This is a genomic window from Faucicola sp. SE7633, from assembly GCF_059264685.1.
This window is the reverse complement of sequence record NZ_JCADBW010000014.1, coordinates 45,901-60,353: the sequence shown is the minus strand read 5'-3', so window position 1 is coordinate 60,353 and position 14,453 is coordinate 45,901. Positions and strand designations below refer to the sequence as shown.

The following is a 14,453-nucleotide window of genomic DNA, read 5'->3' as shown; positions in this document are numbered from 1 at the left end:
TATGCGTTTTCGTCGCCCAAGTGTTGAGCCTATTGACATCAATTTAACACCGATGATTGACTGTTTGTTGTTTCTTATCGTGTTTTTGTTGATGTCGATGACGTTTAACCACTTTAGCAAGCTCAATATTGTCTTGCCACAGGCGCAAGGTGTGCCGATTGTTGAAAAAGATAAGCGCATTGAGGTCAGCGTGCAAAAAGACGGCAGCTATGCGGTCAATGGTATCGCGCTGTCGGGCACTGGGGCAGGTGAGCTGGCTGCGATGATTCGCCAAGAAGCAGGCGACGATCGCAATATGCTGTTTGTGATTTCCGCGGATGCCGAGGCCAGCCACCAGTCGGTGGTGCGTGCGATGGATGTGGCAGGCAGTCTTGGCTTTATCAATCTAAATATCAGCACCGTTGTACCTGCAGGCGCGGCGGTTGATTTACCCAGTGCCTCACCGTCTGCCGCCAAGCCAGCAGGGGTGGCGCGTTGAGCCCAATGCTAAAATCCGCTGACAGCGCAGCCGCCGAACCAACCCGTTGGCAGACGTATCGCAGGCTGTTGGGATATTTGACCCCCTACAGTTGGGCGGTGGCGTTGGTGGTGATTGGTTTTGCCATCAATGCAGGCACTGAAATCGGCGTTGCCAAGCTGATGAAATACATCATCGACGCCATCAACGCAGGGCAGCAGCAGCGCATGAACTTGTTTCCGCTGCTGGTGGTGCTGCTGTTTTTGCTGCGCGGCATGGGCACGTTTTTGGGCAATTATTACAGTGCGCTGATTTCACGCAATCTGGTCTATCGCCTGCGCACCGAGGTGTTTGCCAAGCTGCTGCGGTTGCCAAGCCAGTTTTATTTAGACAATCCGCCAGGGCAGATTTCTGCCAAGCTGATTTTTGATGTTGAGCAGGTCACCGCGGCAGGCACTGATACGCTTAAAACCTTGCTGCGCGATGGTTTGACCGTTATTGGCTTATTGGGGTTTTTGTTGTACACCAACTGGCGGCTAAGTTTGACGCTGTTTATTGTGCTGCCACCGATTTTGTGGTTGGTGCGCTACGCCAGCAAGCGTTTTCGGCGTTTGTCACGCGATATTCAGCAGTCAATGGGGCAGGTGAGCCATATCACCAATGAGGTCATCACAGGCTTTCAGGTGGTAAAAAACTATGGCGGTCAGCGCACCGAGCTTGCGCGCTTTGATGCGGCTTCACGCAATAATCTGCGTAAAGCCCTAAAAATCGTCGTGACCAACAGTTTAAACACGCCTGTCATTCAGCTGTTGATGGCGTGTGCGATGGCGGTGGTGGTGTGGCTTGCTATGCGGCCAAATGTCATGGGTAGCAGCAGCGCAGGTGATTTTATTGCGTATATCAGCGCGGCAGGTTTGTTAAGTAAGCCCGTACGCGCTCTGACCGATATCAACCAAAATTTTCAAAAAGGCTTGGCGGCGGCGGATACGATTTTTGCTTTGTTGGATTTGCCTGAGGAGCGCGACACAGGCACGGTTGAGCAGACTTTGACAGGGCGTATTGAGTTTTGTGAGGTGGATATCCGCTATCCTGATGGCACGCTGGCAAATCAAGGCATTAATTTGACCATCAACGCAGGGCAGACGGTGGCATTGGTTGGGCGCAGTGGTGCAGGCAAGACGACCTTGACCAACGCGCTGATGCGTGCGGTGGATGTCAGTCGCGGCAATATTTATTTGGACGGCACGGCGATTGAGGCGCTGCGTTTAGATTGTTTGCGCGCGCAGATTGCCAGTGTCAGCCAACAGGTGGTGCTATTTAATACCAGCATTGCCAATAATATCGCGTACGGCGAATTACAAAATAAGTCACGCGCTGAGATTGAGGCGGCGGCAAAGGCGGCGTATGCGCATGATTTTATCATGCAGTTGCCCCATGGCTATGACACGGTGATTGGCTCGGCAGGCTTGCAGCTATCGGGTGGGCAGCGTCAGCGGTTGTCGATTGCGCGTGCGTTGCTCAAGGATGCACCGATTTTGATTTTGGATGAGGCGACCAGTGCGCTGGATAATGAGTCGGAGTTTTTTATTCAGCAGGCATTGGCACGGGTCATGCATGAGCGCACAACGATTGTCATTGCCCATCGGTTAAGCACCATTCAAAACGCTGATAAAATCGTGGTGTTGGACGCAGGGCGCGTGGTGGAGGTGGGTACGCATGCGCAGTTGCTGGCACAACAAGGACAGTATGCCAAGCTGTATGAGCGCGATTTTGCGGTGGAAGACTAACGCCCATGAGCCTTGAGCAGCGTTTTAGCCAAGCGTGGCAGCGGCAGGCGTGGTGGCTGTGGCTGCTGTTGCCGCTGGCGTGGCTGTATGCACTGGCCGATGGTGTGCACCGCTGGCTATACCGCAGGGGGCTAAAAAAAACCTACTATCCGCCTGTGCCGCTTATCGTGATTGGCAATATCACCGCAGGCGGCAGTGGTAAAACGCCGCTGTTAATCGCGCTGGTGAAATATTTGCAAGCGCGTGGCGTGCGTGTCGGTGTGATTAGCCGTGGGCATGGGCGTGAGGGCGCGCAGCGGCCGCGGTTGGTGGGCACGGATTCAACGCCCAAAGATGTGGGCGATGAGCCGTGTTTGATTGTCCAAAGCACGGGTGTGCCGATGGCGGTGGGTGCTAAGCGCGGCGCGGCGATTGATTGGTTGTTACAGCACCATCCCGACATTCAGCTGATATTAGCCGATGATGGTTTGCAGCATTACGCGCTTGACCGCGATGCTGACTGGATTGTTGTCGATGCTGAGCGCGGTTTTGGCAATCAACAGCGGTTGCCGACAGGCTTTTTGCGCCAGCCAATCAAGCGATTGCTTGCGCCAACTGCCACGGTGATATTGCATTGCCAAGATTGGCAACAACCGCCGCTGCCTGCTTTGCGTGAGCGTTTGTTGCAAGCAGGGCAACGCGCGAATTTGTTGATGCGCTTAAGCGAGCAGCCGTTGGTGCGCTTATTTGCCGAGGGCGCGACCACTCAAACCCTAATGCCGCAAAATGCACCACACCTCATTGCCATGACGGGCATTGGCTACCCACCACGGTTTTTTGCCAGTGTGCAGCGGCTGGGTTTTGGGATTGTGCCGTTTGCGTTTGATGACCACCACGCGTTTGTGCTGGCGGATTTTGCGCCCATGCAGGCGGCAGATTTGGCACAACTGCCGATTGTGATAACGGCCAAAGACGCGGTCAAAATCCGTCCACTGTTGGCCAACCGTACGCACCCCACCGCGCAAAATTTACGCGCACGGCTGTGGGTGCTGCCCGTTGAAGCTGTGTTATCGCCTGCGGTGTTTGCCACCTTAGATGAGCAATTAGCCGCGTGGAATATGTTTAACGTTTAATTAGCTATAGGTTTGCCATGAACACGCCGTCCAAAACCCATATTGTCATCCCTGCGCGCCTCAAAAGCACGCGTCTGCCCAATAAGCCGTTGGCGCTGATTCATGGCAAGGCGATGATTTTATGGGTGATTGACCGTGCGCAAGCCGTGCAGCGTGCAGGTGTTGCCGATGATGTGTGGGTGGCAACCGATGACAATACCATCGCTGATTTGTGCCGCCAGTATGGTGCAAAGGTTGTCCTGACCAACCCCAATCACCCTTCAGGCACGGACAGACTTGGTGAAGTTGCCCAACAGCTTGGCTGGCACGCCGATGATATCGTCATCAATATGCAAGGCGATGAGCCGCTGGTGCCTGTGGCGTTGATTGAGCAGGTCAGCGCGTTGCTACGCGCACATCCTGAGTGTGTCATGGCGACGCTTGCCGAGCCAATTGGCGCGCTCGATGAATTTTTGCGCCCGTCGGTGGTCAAAGTGGTGATGTCGCCGAATCAGCAAGCGTTGTACTTTAGCCGAGCGCCGATTCCGCACCAGCGCAACGCTGACCCTGCCGCGCCTATCAGCTTACCGCCCAATGCCTTGCGCCATCTGGGTTTGTATGCCTATCGTGTCAGCTTACTGCAAGTGTTTAGCGGCTGGTCGCAGGGCACGCTTGAGCAAATCGAAAGCCTAGAGCAGCTGCGGATTTTGGAGCATGGTGGCAAAATCGCCATCGACGTGGCTTGCGTCGCGTTGCCTGCAGGGGTTGATACACCTGCCGATTTAGACCGCCTAAACGCGATGGATTTGGCGCAGTTTTTGGGCTAAGATAGCGTTTTAAGCAAAAAATACCAATATGCCAACCTACACCCCCGAACAACAAGCAATTTTAGACAACGTCAAGCTACCCGATGACTGGAAAGCCGCGCTGGCAGACGAACTGCTTAGCGAGAATATGGCAAATCTGCGCCAGTTTTTGCGCGCCGAGTATGACGCAGGTATAACCTTATACCCACCTGCCAGCAAGATGTTTGCCGCGTTTGACCTTACGCCATTGTCGCAAGTTAAGGTGGTGATTTTGGGGCAAGACCCGTATCACGGTGCTAACCAAGCCATGGGCTTGTCGTTTTCCGTTCCCAAAGGCGTGCGCATTCCGCCAAGTCTTAACAATATTTTGCTTGAACTGGCGCAAGATATGGGCGTGACACCGTCACGGCACGGCGATTTGACGTATTGGGCGGCGCAGGGCGTGTTGCTGCTCAACAGTATGCTATCCGTGCAAGCAGGCAATGCCGGCAGCCATCGTGGCAAAGGTTGGGAGCAATTCACCGATGCGGTGATTGCCGCGGTCAATGAACGATGTCAGCATTGCGTGTTTATCTTGTGGGGCAGCTATGCGCAAAAAAAGGGACGCTTTATTGACCCAAGCCGCCATTTGGTTTTAACCGCCAAGCACCCGTCGCCGCTAAGCGCGAATCAAGGCGGATTTTTTGGCACGCGCCCTTTTTCTAAAGCCAATGATTATCTCAAGGCGCATGGCAAAACGCCGATTGACTGGCAGTTGCCGCAGTAACATGCCGCGATTGTGCCATGATCTGTAATGATGTGCGCTTAGAGCCGCCAGTTTTTAGCGATTTAGACAGCAGTTTTATGACCATCGCGCTGGCGTGTGCAGCATACGGCGGTAGCTTGGGCGAAGTGCCTGTGGGCGCGGTGTTGGTATATGATCAGCGCATACTTGCCACGGGGTTTAATCAGCCGATTTTACGCCATGATGCGACCGCGCATGCTGAGGTGGTGGCGATTCGGCAGGCGTGTGCACGGCTGAACAATTATCGTCTACCGCCTGCCTGCACGCTGTATGTCACGCTTGAGCCATGCACGATGTGCTTGGGTGCGCTGATTCATGCCCGTGTGGCGCGGTTGGTATTTGCCGCGACCGAGCCTAAAGCAGGTATGATTGTCAGCCAGCAGGATATATGCCAGCAGACGTTTTATAACCATCAAGTGCAGGTGGCACAAGGGCTATTGGCGGAGCAAAGCCGCGCTTTGTTGCAAGATTTTTTTCGTAAGCGCCGCGCTGCCAAAAAACAGGGTAAAACCGCACGGGTTTAAGGCGCGTTATGCCAATAAATTTTGTGCGATACACATTGGCAAAAATGCTAGGCGCGCACTTATACAGGCAAGCGTATGATTTTTGTGACTATATTTACACATCGCATTTGCCAAATCGGTACGAAGCCCGCATCATTGATAAGTTTGAGCCACGCCCTTATCATCTACATCAAGTCCCGTATTGATAAAAAGCTGGTATATTTAACTTTTTTTAAAACTTTGTGACCATTTAGACAACACTGAGAACACCATGACCAATACCTTAACTGACCAAGTCACCGCCCCCGAGCTTATCAACCCCGAAATGCCCGACGTACCTGCGCACCTACCCACCCCCGAGGACGAAACGGCACAAAAAACCGCCACCACACCCGACAACGCCCCGCAAAAAATCTATCTTAAAGATTATACGCCGCCTGCGTTTGGTGTAAAACATATCGATTTGACCATTCAACTGTTTGACGACCATGCGCGTGTATCGGCAAGCCTAACCATGCAGCGCAAAACCGCAGGCGATTTGGTGCTGTTTGGGCGCGATTTGACCTTGCAATCCATCAGCCTAAACGGGCAGGCATTGAGCGCGGCAGAGTATCAGCTAGACAGCGAGCGGTTGGTGATTACCGACGCGCCTGACACGTGCCGTCTTGATACCGTTGTCACCATCGTGCCGCAGACCAACACCAGCCTTGAGGGGCTGTACCAAGCAGGCGAGGGCAGCGACACCATGTTTGTCACCCAATGTGAGCCTGAAGGTTTTCGTAAAATCACCTTTTACCCCGACCGCCCCGACGTATTGGCAACATTTACCACGCGTATTGAGGCGGATAACCGCTACCCGACGCTGCTGGCAAACGGGAATTTGATTGACAGCGGTGAGCTCAACGAAAACCGCCATTTTGCTGTGTGGCAAGACCCAACCAAAAAACCCAGCTATTTGTTTGCTTGTGTGATGGCGGATTTGGCGACGCTAACCGACCATTACACAACCAGTGAAGGGCGCGAGGTACTACTGGAGGTGTATGCCAAGCCCGAGAACATCGAGCAATGCCACGTTGCTATGCAGGCCCTTAAAGATGCCATGCGTTGGGATGAAGACAACTACGGGCGCGCGTATGACCTTGACCGTTATATGATTGTTGCGGTCAGCCAATTTAACATGGGCGCAATGGAAAACAAGGGCTTGAATATCTTTAATACCGCGTGTGTGCTATCGAGCCCAGAGACCACCACCGACCGCCGCAATTTTAACGTCAAGTCAGTGATTTCGCACGAATATTTTCACAACTGGACGGGCAACCGCATTACTTGCCGCGATTGGTTTCAGCTGTGCCTTAAAGAAGGCTTTACCGTGTTTCGTGACCAGTCATTCTCGGCTACTTTGCATTCGCCTGCCGTACAACGCATTGACGATGTCGCCACGTTGCGCGCGTTTCAATTTCCCGAGGATGCAGGTCCATTGGCGCACCCACCGCGCCCCGACCATTTTGTTGAGATTAATAACTTTTATACCGCAACCGTGTACGAAAAAGGCGCGGAAATTGTGCGCATGATTGCCAATTTGTTGGGCAAAGACAAGTTTCGTCAAGGTACGGATGCGTATTTTGAACGCTTTGATGGGCAAGCGGTAACGGTAGAAGATCTGCTGTCAGCATTGGCAACCGCCGATGACAAGGTGCATGACTTTTTGGCTTGGTACACGCAGGCAGGCACGCCTGTGCTGGCAGGCGAGGTGCGCCAAAACGATGCAGGACAAGATAACGCAGGTCTGACGCTTGAGCTGACCCAAGCCGTGCGTCAAGTGCCCAATTATCCTACCGCCCGTCCATTGCCAATTCCCGTGAAGATGGCGATTTTTGATCGTGCCACGGGCAAAGTGCTGGTTGAAGACTTGTTGTATTTGACCCAAGCCAAACAAGAATTTTATTTTGCTGACATCACAGGCGATGTTGTCGTGTCATTGTTGCGCGATTTTTCTGCCCCTGTGCAGCTGAACTTTGCCTACAGTGCCGAGGATTTGGCATTTTTGATGCAGCATGAGACCAACGGTTTTAACCGCTGGCAAGCGGCTCAGATTTTGGTCAATCGCATTTTGTTGCAGTACCATGAGCCTACCGCCTATATCGCCGCATTGCGCGCCAGTTTGCCAAGCCTTGCCAAGACTGACCCGATGTTGGCGGCGCGGCTGCTGGATATGCCAAGCGAGCGTGAATTGGCAAGCGGCATGACGCACCATTATGACCCAGAGCGTGTGGCAGCGCGGCATCGTGAAATTAAGCAGCAAGTGGCTGATAGCTTGCGCGATGATTGGGCGGACTTTTATCAAGCCACCTTTGCCCAGTTGCCGCAAGGCCAGTATGAGGACTCGGCAGCAGCGATGGGCGTGCGCGCGTGGCGCAATGTGGTGTTAGAGATGGCATTGACCGCAGGTGTGGCGCAAGCGGCAGATTGGGCGCAAACACAGTATGATTCGGCGGCGTGCATGACTGAGCGTTTAGGCGCGTTATTGGCGGCGATTGAGCATGATTTACCAAGCAAAGATCAGCTATTGGCAGACTTTTATCAACGCTTCCATCATGACGCGCTGGTGATGGATTTGTGGTTTAGCGCGCAAGCCAATAGCCGCCATAGTAGCGTGTTGGATATCTTTAAACTGATGTTGCACGCAGACTTTGACATCAATACGCCCAACCGCGTGCGCGCGGTTATCGGTGGGTTGTTGTCCCAACCAACCAAACTGTGGACAGCAGATGGTGTGCGCGAGTTTTTGGCGGTGATTGTGACCCTAGATGCGCGTAACCCACTGCTTGCGTCGCGCTTGCTGCAAGGCTTGTCAAACTGGCAGGCGTTGATTGAGCCGACCAAATCGCATATGCAAGCCGAGCTGCAAGACTTTGGCAAAAAAATCAGCTCAAAAAATGTCAAAGAAACTTTGGCAAATATGCTGGCCTAAGCCATCGCACCACGATTGCCAAGATGGGTGGGTCACAGGCGGACAAAGTTAGCCATGATTTGTTCGCCAAACGCCGAGATATAAGACTCAGGGTGAAACTGCACGCCAAAAATCGGCAAACTTGTATGCTCAAGCGCCATGATGACCCCATCTTGGCAAGTGGCGGTGATGCGCAGGCAGGTGGGTACGTATTGGCGGCTTATCGCCCAAGAGTGGTACAAACCCACGCGAAAACGGGGCGCAAGATGGGCAAAAATTGGGCTGGTGTGGGTGGGATCAAGCGTCAGCGTGCCTGCCAAGCCATGCCGTGGGGATGCCAAATTGTAAGTCGTCGCACCAAAAAATTCTCCGATGATTTGGTGGCCTAAGCACACGCCAAGGATGGTTTTTGTTGGCGCATAAAGGCTTAGCATGTCATAGATTTTGGGATAAGCGCGTGGTATATCAGGGCCAGGCGAGATGATGATATGCGAAAATCTTGCCAAGTCAGCAAGCACCAAGTCCGCAATATTGATGACCACAAAGTCGCAGGATAACTGGCGTAGCAGCTCAACTAAGTTATAGGTAAATGAATCGTTATTGTCAATCAGTACAATTTTGTTGGTCATTTTTTCTTTGCAATTCACCGTGGTTTTTAGCAAGCTACAGGCATGACTTAGGATGATACCCTGCCATGACGTTTGAGCAATTTATCCAACACGCCAATACATTTGGCAAACAGCGCGTGCCGTTTGTGTTTATCATTGATTTTGAACAACAAAAGCCCGTGCTTGTGCCACTTGAGCAAGCCGAGGCGGCAGGCGTGCGGTATGATATCACGTTTGGCCATCAACGCTTGCGCAATTTTGAGGCGACCGCTAGCATACCGCTTGGCGCAATCACGCTGCACGCCGAGCCGCCAAGCTTTAGCCAGTATCGCCAAGCATTTGACCATGTGCAGCGCGCGTTGCAACGTGGCAATACGTATTTGCTAAATTTAACCATGCCCACACCAATCACGCTTAACACAGGTTTTGAGCCATTATTTTATCAAGGGCAAGCTGATTATAAAATTTGGCTCAAAGACAATTTTGTGTGTTTTTCGCCCGAGTGCTTTATTGAAATCAAAGACCAACACATTCATACGTATCCCATCAAAGGCACAATATCTGCCAATATCAGCCATGCCGAGCAGCAACTGCTTGCCGATGTCAAAGAACAACAAGAGCATTACACCATCGTTGATTTGCTAAGAAATGACCTAGCCATGGTGGCCACACAAATCAAGGTTGAGAGATTTCGCTATGTGGATAAGGTGGTGACCCACCACGGCGGTATTTTACAAACCAGCTCCCACATTCGAGGCAAACTGGCCGAAAACTGGCAAGCACAGATTGGTACGCTATTGGCAACACTGCTGCCTGCTGGCTCAATTTGCGGCGCGCCCAAACAAAAAACCGTCGAAATCATCCGCCAAGCCGAGGGGCAGCCACGCGGCTATTATACAGGCGTGTTTGGGCTGTTTTTGGGCGAGGCATTGACCAGTGCGGTGGCAATTCGCTACATTGAGCAACAAGGCAAACAGTTGTATTTTCGTAGCGGCGGCGGTATCACCGCTTTAAGCGATGCCAAACAAGAATACGACGAGCTGCTAAAAAAGGTCTATTTGCCTATCGCCACGCCGTCAATCAACCGTTCACCAACCAACCGTGCTATGCCATGACACAACCCAATAAGCTGCGCGCTTTTGATTTGTTTGAAACCATTGCCATTGTCCACGGCAAGCCGCAAAACCTTGCCTACCATCAGCATCGCTACGCGTGTAGTTTGGCAAAATTTTATCCCAACACGCCCTATCATGTGTTTGATTTGGCGGATGTTTTACAAAATTTTTTGGCAAAAAATCCACCCACCCATGACCTCATGCGCTGTCGGGTGGATTATCATGCCAGCGATATGGCGATGACATTGGCAGCCTATCAGCGTAAACGCGCTATGACGTTTTGCCCTGTGATTTGTGATGATATTGATTATTCACTCAAATTCACCAACCGCCACCCACTCAACGCCCTGCGCCAACAACGCGGTGAGTGTGACGAGGTCATCATCATCAAACAAGGCTTGGTCACAGACTGCACGATTGGCAATTTGGTGTTTAGAAAAAATAACCACTGGTACACACCCAGCACGCCATTGCTGCAAGGCACACAGCGCGCAAAACTTCTGGCAGAGCAGCGCATCCAAGCGCGGCCAATCTGGCTAAGTGATATTGAACGTTATGAAGAAATACGCCTGATTAATGCGCTCAATCCATTGGATTAACCAACCCAACCTGTCACATGAACTTTAATTCGACCAACAAGGAACGCTTATGAACCCAACGCTTGACCTAATCGACCAACACCGCGTATTTCGTGAATTTGACCCCAATGCCACCGTCAGCGACGCGGATTTGACCGCCATCATTCATGCCGCCCAACGCGCACCCAGCTGGATGAATGGGCAGCATTACAGCATCATCAACGTCAGTGACCCTGCCCAGCGGCAAGCGATTGTTGAATGGCAACCCAAAAATCCGCAAATCGAGCAGTGCAGCGTGTTTTTGGTGTTTGTCATTGACGGCTACCGTGCATTTTTGGCCAATCAAAGCCACAACCAAGGGCAAAATGCGCCGTTGAGCTTTGCAGGCTTTGCCGATGCAGACACGCTGATTACCTTGACGACCGATGCCGCAATGGCCGCACAAAACGCCACCTTGGCGGCAGAGAGTCTGGGCTATGCCACCTGCCCGATTGGCGGCTTGCGTCAAGCGGCCAAACCGTTGATTGATTTGCTTGCGTTGCCCAAATACACCTACCCGATTTTTGGGCTATGCATTGGTAAGCCTGCGCTGGATATGCCCATCAAACCGCGCCTGCCAATGGACGCGGTGTTTTTTGACAACCGCTACCAAACGGATGATTTGCCCAAACGGTTGGCGCAATACGAGCAGACCATGCTTGAGTTTGGTGAAGCGCGCGAAAAACTGCCTTATCGGCAAAAATTTGCCCAGTTTTACACCAAGCCGTATGTGGCCGAGGGCGAGGCGTGGCTAAAATCGCAAGGATTTTTGGATAAGTAACAAAGCGTTAAAACCAAAAATAGTGTTTAAAGGCCGAAAGATGGCAAGGCAGTCCGTGTGGCTGCCTTTTTTATGGGTAAGGATGGAGTGGTTTTTGGATAGGGCTTAGTGAATGGCGTAGGAGGCGTTGATAACCTGCCCGTAGAGGGTACGGTGTTTGCCGCCCTGTCGATGATCCGATTTGGCAATCCATCATGCCACCCAATGGCTGGGGCTGTAAATGCTGGGTGAAGCAATTGACCCGCCGCCAAGCCGAGAGAGTGAGCATTAGTGACGAAACGCCCCTTGAAACCGAAAAATATACCAATCCCAAAACGGGGCAAACGTCGGATGTGCCTGTGGGGATTGACCCAAGTTTTAATCATAACTTTGACCGATTGACGGCTTTACTTAAACTTGCCAATGATAAGCATGGAACGGATTTTACTGAGCGGTTACGGGGAAAACTACTGAGTAACATGCTAGATTATGCGGTCAAACAAGGTCATGTGGCAGTTAGTGATTTTACAGGTATTGTGGCAGCAGCAAGTGAAGTGGCTCGCTTAGAAAAAGAGCTAAACGGTACGCTCAGCCCGTTTGAAGGCGAGGTAGCCGACCAATGGCAACAAAAAAATAACGTTATTCTAGAACGCTTTGACGCTGCCATCCACCATATTTTGGTCAAAGGTAAATCCGCAGATTATGTGATGGTTGAGGTGGGCAAATCACCCCAAGAGCTAACCACGCTTGACTTTTTATTTGCCATGCATAAAACAGCAGCAGAAAGAATGGATTATCAATTATTTGAAAGTGTCAGGAAAAAAGACAAAGATGCATGGGACAAGGTTACCCAAACCATTGACGATCATTGTCAAAAAGCCGACATTGTTCCGATGGATATGCGTCATTTAACCTATAGAGTATCTACAAAAATTATTGGCTATGTGTTATCATTGCCAAAAGAATATCAACAAAAAATCGTATTCATCACAGGTCAATAAAATGAGCTTGATTATTAGTTTTGATGGCGACTGGACACAACCCCATATCATCGGGGTGGATTTAAACCAATCCGCCTGTGATGCACTATTTTCTGCGTTAAAAAAACCACTTACTCACCTCATGACACAGAAAGAAACTGATTGGGGAGCAGGTTTTGAGCACATGTACAACACTATCGGTCACATTGATTTAAGTGATTTAACCGATGAGGCGTTTTGGGTAGCGTATGATGTGATTATGCGCAATATCAATCATGATGAACTCAAGCCATTTGCTAAAGAGCTTCAAAAAAGCTTAGAGGCTGACCCCCGATTTGAGCCTGAACACGCTTAATTTTTACTCACGTCATCCAAACGTCAAGCCCACTTACCCAAGTGGGCTTTTTTAATGCGTTTAAAACCCGTTTAAAACGCCGCCTAAGCGTTTAAAAAGTTTTGCCTATCTAACCCACTGAAATCCTTGCACTTACGCCTGTGGTGGCAAGTTTTTTTGCTCACGCTTAAGATTGACATACGCCCAGCCACCAACCAAAATATTGATAGCCCCAACCACCGCAAACAACATCGGCAGCGGCATCTTAACAACCGTCAAACAAATAATGGAGAAAATTGCCGAGCCGACCATAAACAGCGCGTTAAAAATATTGTTCGCGCCAATCACGCGCGCGCGGTGGCTGTCGGGTGAATACGCCTGCATAAAGGCATACAGCGGTACAATATAAATCCCACCAGCAAACCCCAGCAAAAACAAATCCACAAACACGCGCCACACGCCTGCCACATCCCACAACTGGCGAATACCAAACGTAACATCGGCAGGCGCATCTATCAGCAAACCCGACAGCGCAAAATACAAATCAATGGCAAAAATTGACAAACCTGCAATGCCAAACGGCAACAGCTTAAGGCTGACTTGGTTTTTGGTCAAACGTTTGCACAACAGCGAGCCTGTCGCCGTACCCACTGAAAACAACATCAGCATAAAAATAATCACGCTCTCATCGCCGTGCAGCAGCGTCTTACTAAACTCAGGCACTTGCGTCAAAAACGTCGCACCATAAAACCAAAACCAACTGTTGCCCATGATGGTAAACCACATAATCGGCAAGCGGTATAAATACACAATCGTTTGCCAACTGGTGCGCGCAATATTCCAATCCACAGCCAAATCAGGCTCTGGCGCAGGCAGCGGCGGAATAAAACGCGCCGCCAAATAGCCTAAGCAGGCTACTGCCAACACAAACCCCGACAACCACCACATCATATGCGTCTGTTGGGTCAAAATCCCTGCCGCAATCATCCCCGTCAAAATCGCCAATGACGTACCCATCTGAAACAGCCCATTTGCGCCGACTAGCTCATCAGGCTGCATGGCTTGCGGCAAATAAGCGTATTTAATCGGACCAAAAAATGTCGAATGCGTCCCCATCAAAAACAGCGCAATAAACAGCAGCCAATACAGCTCAAACACAAACCCAACCGCCGCCAATGCCATAATGGCAATCTCCAACAGCTTAATCAGACGGCTAAGCTTGGCCTTGTCGTATTTATCCGCCAGTTGTCCTGCCAGCGCAGAAAACATAAAAAACGGCAACACAAACAACATCGCCGCAAGGTTATTGAGCAGACTTAAGCTGACACCCAACTTGCTTGCCGCAACAAAGGTCAAGACCAAAATCAGCCCTTGCTTAAACAAATTGTCATTGAACGCGCCCAAAAACTGGGTGATAAACATCGGTGTAAAACGGCGCTTGCTAAATAGCGCAAACTGACTGCTATTGGCGGTAGAATCAGACGATTGGTTACTAGAATTGATCGACGTTGGCATTGTTATTGTTCGCTAAAATCGTGATTGATTTAAATAAATGAAAAAACGTTAAAAACGTATGCGCCATACATAGTAAAAGCGTGTGCAAATCAAAGTGTTATCTTAGCAAACTTTGGCGGATGATGGGCGAATTTATGGCGTGATAT

Annotated in this window: 14 protein-coding genes; 12 read left to right on the top strand and 2 right to left on the bottom strand. The window is 50.9% G+C overall.

Features of this window, described 5'->3' with window-relative positions:
- Window position 1 precedes the first annotated feature (1 nt).
- The 7 genes from AC5L4R_RS06650 to pepN all read left to right on the top strand — a co-directional run bounded on the left by AC5L4R_RS06650 (window position 2) and on the right by pepN (window position 8,399).
- Window positions 2–478, top strand: a complete 477-nt coding sequence (locus tag AC5L4R_RS06650; protein WP_494473135.1) for an ExbD/TolR family protein — start codon at window positions 2–4, stop codon at window positions 476–478.
- Between the two features lie 5 nt (window positions 479–483).
- On the top strand, window positions 484–2,244 hold the full coding sequence (msbA, locus tag AC5L4R_RS06645) for a lipid A export permease/ATP-binding protein MsbA (RefSeq protein WP_494473148.1): 1,761 nt from the start codon (window positions 484–486) through the stop codon (window positions 2,242–2,244).
- A 5-nt stretch (window positions 2,245–2,249) separates the two neighbouring features.
- Window positions 2,250–3,356, top strand: coding sequence for a tetraacyldisaccharide 4'-kinase (lpxK, locus tag AC5L4R_RS06640; RefSeq protein WP_494473134.1), 1,107 nt, complete (start codon window positions 2,250–2,252; stop codon window positions 3,354–3,356).
- Window positions 3,357–3,373: 17 nt separating this feature from the next.
- Window positions 3,374–4,162 carry a 3-deoxy-manno-octulosonate cytidylyltransferase gene (gene kdsB / locus AC5L4R_RS06635; protein ID WP_494473133.1) on the top strand — a complete coding sequence of 263 codons (789 nt, stop codon included), beginning with the start codon at window positions 3,374–3,376 and terminating at the stop codon, window positions 4,160–4,162.
- 28 nt (window positions 4,163–4,190) lie between these two features.
- Window positions 4,191–4,907 carry a uracil-DNA glycosylase gene (gene ung / locus AC5L4R_RS06630; RefSeq protein WP_494473132.1) on the top strand — a complete coding sequence of 239 codons (717 nt, stop codon included), beginning with the start codon at window positions 4,191–4,193 and terminating at the stop codon, window positions 4,905–4,907.
- Window positions 4,908–4,924: 17 nt separating this feature from the next.
- Window positions 4,925–5,449: a tRNA adenosine(34) deaminase TadA gene (tadA, locus tag AC5L4R_RS06625; RefSeq protein WP_494473131.1), complete on the top strand. Its 525-nt coding sequence runs from the start codon at window positions 4,925–4,927 to the stop codon at window positions 5,447–5,449.
- A gap of 304 nt (window positions 5,450–5,753) precedes the next feature.
- A complete protein-coding gene (gene pepN / locus AC5L4R_RS06620; RefSeq protein WP_494473147.1) occupies window positions 5,754–8,399 on the top strand; it encodes an aminopeptidase N in 2,646 nt (881 codons plus the stop codon).
- 32 nt (window positions 8,400–8,431) lie between these two features.
- Here pepN and AC5L4R_RS06615 read toward each other — a convergent pair whose 3' ends face one another.
- The gene (locus tag AC5L4R_RS06615) at window positions 8,432–9,007 is read right to left on the bottom strand and encodes a glutamine amidotransferase-related protein (protein ID WP_494473130.1); all 576 of its coding nucleotides are present in this window, start codon (window positions 9,005–9,007) and stop codon (window positions 8,432–8,434) included.
- 65 nt (window positions 9,008–9,072) lie between these two features.
- Between AC5L4R_RS06615 and AC5L4R_RS06610 the strand changes: the two genes are divergently transcribed.
- The 5 genes from AC5L4R_RS06610 to AC5L4R_RS06590 all read left to right on the top strand — a co-directional run bounded on the left by AC5L4R_RS06610 (window position 9,073) and on the right by AC5L4R_RS06590 (window position 12,813).
- Window positions 9,073–10,101: an aminodeoxychorismate synthase component I gene (locus tag AC5L4R_RS06610; RefSeq protein WP_494473129.1), complete on the top strand. Its 1,029-nt coding sequence runs from the start codon at window positions 9,073–9,075 to the stop codon at window positions 10,099–10,101.
- Complete coding sequence (locus AC5L4R_RS06605) at window positions 10,098–10,700, top strand: aminotransferase class IV family protein (RefSeq protein WP_494473128.1); 603 nt, start codon at window positions 10,098–10,100, stop codon at window positions 10,698–10,700. Before AC5L4R_RS06610 ends, AC5L4R_RS06605 begins: the two co-directional genes overlap by 4 nt.
- 49 nt (window positions 10,701–10,749) lie before the next feature.
- Window positions 10,750–11,499: a nitroreductase family protein gene (locus AC5L4R_RS06600; protein ID WP_494473127.1), complete on the top strand. Its 750-nt coding sequence runs from the start codon at window positions 10,750–10,752 to the stop codon at window positions 11,497–11,499.
- A gap of 338 nt (window positions 11,500–11,837) precedes the next feature.
- A complete protein-coding gene (locus AC5L4R_RS06595) occupies window positions 11,838–12,479 on the top strand; it encodes a hypothetical protein (protein ID WP_494473126.1) in 642 nt (213 codons plus the stop codon).
- Between the two features lies 1 nt (window position 12,480).
- On the top strand, window positions 12,481–12,813 hold the full coding sequence (locus AC5L4R_RS06590) for a hypothetical protein (RefSeq protein ID WP_494473125.1): 333 nt from the start codon (window positions 12,481–12,483) through the stop codon (window positions 12,811–12,813).
- Between the two features lie 132 nt (window positions 12,814–12,945).
- Here AC5L4R_RS06590 and AC5L4R_RS06585 read toward each other — a convergent pair whose 3' ends face one another.
- Window positions 12,946–14,307, bottom strand: coding sequence for an MFS transporter (locus AC5L4R_RS06585; RefSeq protein WP_494473124.1), 1,362 nt, complete (start codon window positions 14,305–14,307; stop codon window positions 12,946–12,948).
- Between the last annotated feature and the right edge of the window lie 146 nt (window positions 14,308–14,453).